This window comes from Trichococcus sp. ES5 (assembly GCF_900067165.1).
GTDB lineage: Bacteria > Bacillota > Bacilli > Lactobacillales > Aerococcaceae > Trichococcus > Trichococcus flocculiformis.
In genome coordinates, this window is the sequence record NZ_FJND01000003.1 from 248605 (window position 1) to 256540 (window position 7936).

A 7936-nucleotide genomic window follows, 5' to 3' on the forward strand; every position below is an offset into this window, starting at 1 on the left:
ATACGGGAGGGATTTTGGAATGGAAAACGAAAAGAACAAAAAAGATTTACGCATCAACAGCTTCGTTTATGATGGAGTCGTGAAATCGCCGAACCGTGCGATGTTGCGTGCGACAGGCATGCATGACGAAGACTTTAAAAAGCCGATGGTAGGGGTAATCAGCACTTGGGCTGAGAACACGCCTTGCAATATACATTTGAACGACTTGGCTGCAATCGCAAAAGACGGCATCAAGAAGCAACGCGGTTGGCCGATCCAGTTTACGACAGTGACCGTTTCAGATGGTATCGCCATGGGTACGCCGGGGATGAACTATTCATTGCCTTCGCGCGATCTGATTGCCGATTCGATCGAAGTTGCGGTGGGCGGCCAGAATCTGGACGCATTCATCAGTATCGGTGGCTGTGACAAGAATATGCCGGGCTCTGTCATCGCGATGGCAAATGCGAATATTCCATCCATTTTTGTTTATGGGGGTACAATCGCACCGGGGCAAGATGAAGATGGCAACGACATCGATCTCGTATCCGTTTTTGAAGCCATCGGAAAGTGGAACAACGGTGAAATGACGGAAGAAGAAGTTCGGGCAATCGAATGCAACGCCTGTCCTGGACCAGGGGCTTGCGGAGGGATGTATACAGCCAACACGATGGCATCGGCAATCGAAACGATGGGGCTGAGTTTGCCGGGATCATCGTCAAATCCTGCAGCAACCGGTGATAAATTGAAGGATGTTTTCGAAGCAGGCGAAGCCATCATCGGCTTGATCGAAAAAAATATCCGACCGCGCGACATCATCACGCGCAAAGCTCTGGAAAATGCCGTAGTGATCACGATGGCATTGGGCGGATCGACGAACGCCATTTTGCATCTGTTGGCGATCGCCCATGCCGCTGAGGTGGACTTTGCAATCGAAGACTTCAATGAAATCCAAAAACGGGTACCGCATTTGGCTGACCTGAAACCTTCGGGAAAATATGTCTTCCAAGATCTATACAATGTCGGCGGGGTGCCTGCCGTTCAAAAATACCTGCTTGACAACGGTTTGCTACACGGCGATTGTTTGACCGTAACCGGAAAGACACTGGCGGAAAATCTTGAAAATGTGGCACCTTTGGCAGAAGGCCAGGACGTGATCATGTCGCTTGAGAATCCGAAACGCAAAGATGGCCCGCTGATTGTCCTGAAAGGCAATCTTGCCCCGGATGGCGCTGTTGTAAAAGTTTCCGGACTGAAGCAACGACGCCATGAAGGACCTGCGAAGGTGTTCAACACCGAAGAAGCAGCCATCGAAGCGACCCTGAACGGGGAAATCGTGGACGGCGATGTGGTGGTTGTCCGCTTTGTCGGGCCGAAGGGTGGACCGGGAATGCCGGAAATGCTCTCCTTATCAAGCATCATTTCAGGAAAAGGCATCAAAGTATGTCTGATTACCGATGGTCGTTTTTCCGGCGGTTCCCACGGTTTCGTGGTGGGACATATCGCACCGGAGGCACAAGACGGTGGACCGATCGCGTTATTGGAAACGGATGATACGGTCATCATCGATCAGGATACGCGTGAGTTGACGATGAAAGTATCTGATGAAGAATTGGCTAAACGACGCGAAAAACTGGTGTTGCCGCCTTTGAAGTCGCGCGGTGTCCTGGGCAAATACGCACACATCGTATCCTCTGCATCGAAAGGTGCCGTAACCGACTTCTTCAACCGCAACCCATTTGAGGAAAAATAAAGGAGGGTGCCGAATAGTGGAAAAGGGCATCATGTATACGGGTCTGGCGAGCCAGTATAAGGAAGAACTGGAAGAAAAACTGATGAACGTTATGGATACTGAAATCGGTCTTGATATCGTCAATCTCGGATTGATTTATGGCATCGATTTAGATGATGAAGGGGTTTGCAACATCCGCCTAACATTCACGGGCGCCGGCTGTTCTTGCTCGGAGCATATTTTGAAGGGGGTCCATGAGCAGCTGGATCCGCTGGGGTTCATCACAGAGGTCAAAATCAAAATCGTCTGGAGTCCGGCCTGGGTGCTGGATCGCATCACCCGCTACGGCCGCATTTCGCTTGGAATCAATCCAGGCAGATAAGCAAAAGGATCGAAACAAAGTGTATCAAAAACACTTTGTTCCGATCCTTTTTTTGAATGAACGTAAGCATGGAAAAAATGAGGAATGAAAGGAGATATGCTACAATTTAAGTAAGCATATACAACGATCAGAACCAAATGAAGTTGAACAGATTTCCAGGAACAAAAGTGAACACTTTCAAGCACAGCAAAAAATATGCCAGGCAAAGGAGTAAGGGTCATGCTAAAACTTATGAGAAGAGTTCCCGGAGGAACTTTATTGATCCCGATGTTTTTAAGTGCGCTGTTGAACACGGCTTTTCCGGAAGGGCTTTATGTAGGTTCGATTAGCCAAGCTTTTTTCTCCGCTCAGGGAACCAACTATATTGTAGGATTTTTATGTTTTGTCTCAGCTATGGGTTTGGATGTTAAAAGCTTGGCTCAAATAATGAAAAAACAAGGCATGTTACTGGTGATCAAATTTATGATAGCGTATGTCTTGGGATTCCTGATGATCAAGTATTTGGGTGGGGGAACGATTCTCGGACTTTCGTCTTTGGCGATCATTGTCGTTCTTACCAGTACAAATCCAGCGTTGTATATGGCTCTGGTTAAAGACTTGTCAGAAAAAGACGATGCATTGGCATTTGGTTTAGCGGGTGTGTTTTGTGTACCTGCTGTCCCTCTGTTGGTTTATTCCTTATCAAGCGGTACTGATATAGTCTGGACGCCGATTATCTCAGTTGTGATTCCTCTGTTGGCGGGGATGATCATCGGGAATTTGGATCATGAATTCAGAGATTTTTGCTTGCCGGCTATCGGCATCATCATGCCCTTTTTTGGATGGGTTTTAGGAGACAGCATCAATCTGTTTCAGGCGGCAAAAGCTGGGCTGGCGGGGATTATCTTAAGCGTCCTATTTTATATCATCCTCTTGCCGACTTTATATTTTACGGAAACGAAGCTGTTGAAAGCGAATGGACTATCCGCGATTGCGTTGACCTCTGTAGCCGGCGTGTCTTTAGCGGCCCCAAGTGTTATTGCACAAGCCTACCCTGAACTTGAACCGATTGTACCCTTGGTCGTATCTCAAATCGCGATGGCAGTGGTAATCACAAGTGTTCTGACACCGATGATCGCAAATAAAATTGCAAAGAAAAAGAATCTCGTCAAGCATTAGAAAGGGGCAGGAAGCATGAATAAATACTATGAAAGAGCCTATGCGCTGGAAGAGCAACTTGTAAAGGACAGAAGGACACTTCACCAAAACCCAGAAATAGGCATGGAGTTGCCCAATACAAGAGCCTACGTCAGGAACAGATTGGAAGAGATCGGGTTGGAAGTCAAAGAAGTGGGGAAGATGGGGCTGAGTGCCGTCATAGAAGGGGAGAAACCTGGCAAAACGATTCTTCTTCGTGCTGACATGGATGCCCTTCCGATGAAGGAAATGAATGAGCTGGAGTACAAAGCGACGAACAATATGGCGCACACGTGCGGACATGATTTGCACACCGCTATGCTGGTGACTGCTGCACAAATATTGCTTGAAAATAAAGCGGACATTCACGGTAGGGTCAAGCTTATGTTCCAACCAGGCGAGGAGATATTTGCTGGAGCGAAAGATATGATTGAAGCCGGCATTTTAGAAAATCCCAAGCCGGATGTGGCGTTTGCTATGCATACGGGATTAAATCAAGGTGTCGGAAGTTTTGAGTATTATAAGGGACATACAAGCACCTCTTGTGACAATTTTAAGATCACAATTACGGGAAAGGGTGCCCACGGAGCGTATCCACATACTTCCATAGACCCTATCAATGCAGGCGTGATCATTTATCAAGAGTTTGGTGAACTGATCTCAAGAGAAGTGAGTCCGTTGTCTGTAGCTACCTTAACATTCGGAATGTTCTCGGGAGGATCGAACAGCAACATCATTCCTGAAGTTGTAGAGATGCAAGGAACATTACGCACCTACGATGATGAAGTGCGGGAGTATGTAAAAGGGAGAATAACGGATATTCTGGCGGGAATAGAGAAAACGACAAGGGCAAAAATAGACTTTGAAATATTTGCGAGTGTGCCATCTTTATACAATGATCCTGACTTGACCGAAGAAATTGCGGAAATTTTGGAAACCGGGAATCCTGCCTTTAAAGGCTATCCGGATTTGAGGATCATGGCTTCTGAAGATATGGCTGTTGTGTCCAGGCATTTGCCGACAACCTATATCATGCTTAATTGTAAAGTTGAAGGAAATAACTTCTCGCACCATAATCCGGGTGTGTTATTTGATGAAGCGGCTCTTCCGATCGGAGCGGGTTCTTTTGCGACTGTGGCCATCGAATGGTTAAAAAAGCACAGTGACTAATGCAATGTCAGTAACTTAAGGCTAGTGACAAATAAGAGGCAGGAGGAATAATGCTCAGCGTGGTGGCCAAAAATGTCGAATAGGTGAGGTGGATTCGACAGTTTGACACCAGATTGGACCGAAATTGTCGAATGCTGAGAAACTTTCGACAATTTGACATCCTGCTGGATCGAAATTGTCGAATATCTGAGGAACATTCAACAATTTGGCCCCGCAGTCAAAAAAAAGCGAGAATGCATCAGGCATCCTCGCTTTTTTTACAGTTGTCAACTTGCTTAAGTGAATGGCATCGCTTGGTATCAAAAATGAAACAAGCGATCGATAGGTCATGTTTTTTTACCGGAGAACGGGCGCCATCAAAACTTTGCCTGTTCCGCGATAGACATTGACCAAACCTTCGCCGGATGCGGCTGAACCCAGAAGTGTCTGGCCTGATCTTGATACTGTAAATTCCAGGCTTCCGGACCAAGCAATCGCCATATTCCCATCAATCTTCAATTCATCATTTTCCAATTCTATTTCTATCAGTTCTTCTCTTGGTACGTACGATTCAAGTGCGACAATCCCGCCGCCAGAAAGACCTAGGTTAAAAAGACCTTCTCCGCCCATCGCAGCAGAAGAGAGGTTGGACTTCATAACTGCTTTATGGTTCAATTCCGAATCGCAAGCCAAAAACAATCCGTCCTCGATCACGATTGAGCCATTCCAGTCATCGACATCGATCAGTAAAATATGCTTGTAAGTTGGCTCCAATACGAGTTTTCCCGTTCCGGTGTACTCGGGCTTGATTGCCGATTCATTCGTGACTTTCCCTCGAAGCGCTTTTCCCAAAAAATCGCCCACGCCTTTAAGCCCGGTTGTAGCACTGACATTCCCCACCATCCACTGCATGGCTCCTGACTGAACGGTGATGTCGGAAAGGCTGACATCGCAAACCAGCTGTCTTCTTCTGACGTTCATTTCAGAAGCGTAGTAGGCAGCTTGAGCCGTCAGATGATCGACACTCAAATCTTTCAAGTATTCCACTACCTTAAATGCGCCCATCTCTTCGACAATTTTCACATCATTGTTATCTTCGAAATTTTTTATTCTGAACATATCCATTTTCCTTCTTTCTTTTGCAGAGGCAATAGCTGTGTCTGGTCAATAAAGGCTTATTCAAATTTGGTGTATCATTGTATATCATTATAACACTATTTTGATTCATGCCCAATATATAGACGGGTATTGATAAATGAATGGAAGAGGAACGCATCTATTGCTATCCGCAGAAGCAGAAAAGTCCTGACTCTCAGAGCCAAGACTTTTCATTTATTATTGCGGATAAAGAGTGATTGGTGTCACCGGTACGATTTAATATTCCAATGCCTTCAATTCTTCGATCGTAACGTCTTGCTCAACATAGCCATCAACCATGAATCCACTTAAAATTGAAAACTCTTTGTAAAGAAGATCATACGCCGCCATGTCGGTATTGAAATTCTCTTTGTTCAATTGTTGGATCAGTGCCTTTGTTTTAGCTTGCGTGTCGCTGTCGAGTTCCCAGCTATCCGGTCTCAGGCGGCCAGCTTCATCATACTCAGCCTTGGTACCATAAACCATATCGCGATAAATGCGGTCGATATGCATGATCGGTGTTTCGTGGGTGCCTTTTTCCGTCATGACTTTGTAGAGACCGATACAATAAACAGGGAAGAATGGAATCACGGAGCTGGCTTTGGTGGTCACGGCAGTAGCCACCACAATCTGGGCTTTTCCGTTGATGTCAGCCAATAACCCATTGATGGTCTTCGCTTTTTCATCACAATCTGCTTTGGCAAGGCCAAGGGTGCCGCCACCATAGTAAGGACGGTTCAACTCTGTTCCCAAATAAGAGTAATTGGTCGTCAGAACCCCATCAGCCAATACATCTGCTTCCTTCAGTGCTTCCATCCATAGCTGCCAGTCTTCGCCGCCCATGACTTTTACGGTGCCGGCGATTTCTTCCGCTGTTGCAGGTTCCAGCGTTTCGATGTAGAAATCCTGATTTTGCATATTGATGTTCGGACCGACCACTGGCTCACCAAGCGATTTGATTGCGGATGTGTACGTCTCTCCGGTATCGGGATCGGTTCTTCGGCCGCTTGCCAGACTATAGACGACCAGGTCCACTTTGCCGCCAAACTCGTTCTTGATGTATGCGATGACTTCTTGCTTGCTTTCGTGGCTGAAGGCGTCCTGCACAAAGTTCTTGGCGATCAGGCCTTCTTTTTCGGCAGCCTCACGGAACGCGATATTGTTGTACCAGCCAGCTGTGCCGAGATTCCGTTCATTCTTCGGTCCTTTTTCGAAAGAAACGCCAATCGTATCTGCTCCCGCACCGAAAGCCAGGCTGATTCGGGTAGCTAAACCGTAGCTTGATGACGCACCAATGATCAAGACCTTTTTCGGACCTGCAAAGGTCCCTTTGTTTTTGACATAGTCGATTTCATTCAATACTTCCTGCTTGCATCCAAGCGGGTTTACACCAAGGGCCACATTACCCCGTATATTTTGTTTAAATTCCAACATGTTTGATTTTCCTCCATTAAAATGTCATAAGGATATAATAACAGAAAATGCTTCTCAAGAATAATTATCTGCAGAAATTTTGGGAATAAGTTAGCGACTTGTGTTTAGCAGTTAATCGCAAAAATATTAGAACCACTAAATTTAGTTAGTGGTTCTAATATTTTACTTACTGCACAAGTCCCCCCTCAAGTTACCCCTCAAGTTACCCCTCAAGTTACCCCTCAAGTTACCCCTCAAGTTACCCCTCAAGTTACCCCTCAAGTTACCCCTCAAGTTATGCACCAAATTATGTATCAAATTACCCTCAAGTTATACTAAGCAGATATTCCTTCTGTCATCTAAGTGTATAATTTTTCTATGCAAAACTATTCTTTTGTTGAAATAGTCCAAAAGAAGACCTTACAATACAACTAAAGGTTGGTAGCCAATTTAGTGTAGAGGAAGGTCTTCATGGAAAAAATTATAGCAGAAATTCACCACATAATAAAGGATTCAAATCATGTGCTTGATGCAGAAACTACGCTTCAGGCTTATTTCTCAGATCTTGCAAGTCAACTCATGAAGGAGGCCTTAGAGGCCTTGGATAGCGAGTTGTACGTTCCGTTTAAAGCGGAAGGATGGCGTATCGCCAACAGGGATTCACGCACGATTACTTTCACATTCGGTACAGTCGAGTTTATGCGTAGACGTTTAAAGAAGAAAGGTGAAAAGAGCTTTTTCCCACTGGATAACATCTGTGGCTTCAATAAAAGCGAGCGCTACTCTACCCTTTTACAAAAGCAAGTGGCCGAACTTGTGACTGGCAGCGTCTACCGCGGTGTGGCCGAAGCCGTCACTAAACTGACTTCGTTCAGCATGAGCCATGGAACAGTGGGCAATATTGTGAAATCGGTAGGAGAAAAGCAAGCGCAGTGGGAGAAACAAAACTTAGAAGAATACGAAGTGGC

7 protein-coding genes are annotated in these 7936 nt (G+C 45.8%); 5 read left to right on the plus strand and 2 right to left on the minus strand.

Translation table 11 applies throughout. The features are described 5' to 3' along the window. Positions 1–19: 19 nt before the first annotated feature. The 4 genes from ilvD to TES5_RS04730 all read left to right on the plus strand — a co-directional run bounded on the left by ilvD (position 20) and on the right by TES5_RS04730 (position 4439). The gene (gene ilvD / locus TES5_RS04715) at positions 20–1732 is read left to right on the plus strand and encodes a dihydroxy-acid dehydratase (RefSeq protein ID WP_068560376.1); all 1713 of its coding nucleotides are present in this window, start codon (positions 20–22) and stop codon (positions 1730–1732) included. A 16-nt stretch (positions 1733–1748) separates the two neighbouring features. Continuing rightward, positions 1749–2093, plus strand: a complete 345-nt coding sequence (locus TES5_RS04720) for a metal-sulfur cluster assembly factor (RefSeq protein WP_232309288.1) — start codon at positions 1749–1751, stop codon at positions 2091–2093. Positions 2094–2288: 195 nt separating this feature from the next. Next, entirely contained in the window at positions 2289–3251 is a 963-nt protein-coding gene (locus TES5_RS04725; protein WP_083546498.1) for a 2-keto-3-deoxygluconate permease, read from the plus strand. Between the two features lie 15 nt (positions 3252–3266). Beyond that, positions 3267–4439, plus strand: a complete 1173-nt coding sequence (locus TES5_RS04730) for a M20 metallopeptidase family protein (RefSeq protein ID WP_068560383.1) — start codon at positions 3267–3269, stop codon at positions 4437–4439. A gap of 336 nt (positions 4440–4775) precedes the next feature. On the opposite strand, the gene TES5_RS04735 is transcribed toward TES5_RS04730, so the two are convergent. Together TES5_RS04735 and fabV are read right to left on the minus strand one after the other, a co-directional pair. After that, a complete protein-coding gene (locus TES5_RS04735; RefSeq protein WP_068560385.1) occupies positions 4776–5537 on the minus strand; it encodes an AIM24 family protein in 762 nt (253 codons plus the stop codon). Between the two features lie 255 nt (positions 5538–5792). Further along, on the minus strand, positions 5793–6989 hold the full coding sequence (gene fabV / locus TES5_RS04740; RefSeq protein WP_143148227.1) for an enoyl-ACP reductase FabV: 1197 nt from the start codon (positions 6987–6989) through the stop codon (positions 5793–5795). 450 nt (positions 6990–7439) lie between these two features. Between fabV and TES5_RS04745 the strand changes: the two genes are divergently transcribed. Next, positions 7440–7936: UPF0236 family transposase-like protein (locus TES5_RS04745; RefSeq protein ID WP_198143292.1), on the plus strand; the 497-nt coding region annotated here is incomplete at its 3' end.

Coding starts and splice junctions, on each gene's coding strand:
- ilvD (WP_068560376.1), top strand. CDS start 20: ATGGAAAACGAAAAGAACAAAAAAGATTTACGCATCAACAGCTTCGTT.
- TES5_RS04725 (WP_083546498.1), top strand. CDS start 2,289: ATGCCAGGCAAAGGAGTAAGGGTCATGCTAAAACTTATGAGAAGAGTT.
- TES5_RS04730 (WP_068560383.1), top strand. CDS start 3,267: ATGAATAAATACTATGAAAGAGCCTATGCGCTGGAAGAGCAACTTGTA.
- TES5_RS04735 (WP_068560385.1), bottom strand. CDS start 5,537: ATGTTCAGAATAAAAAATTTCGAAGATAACAATGATGTGAAAATTGTC.
- fabV (WP_143148227.1), bottom strand. CDS start 6,989: ATGTTGGAATTTAAACAAAATATACGGGGTAATGTGGCCCTTGGTGTA.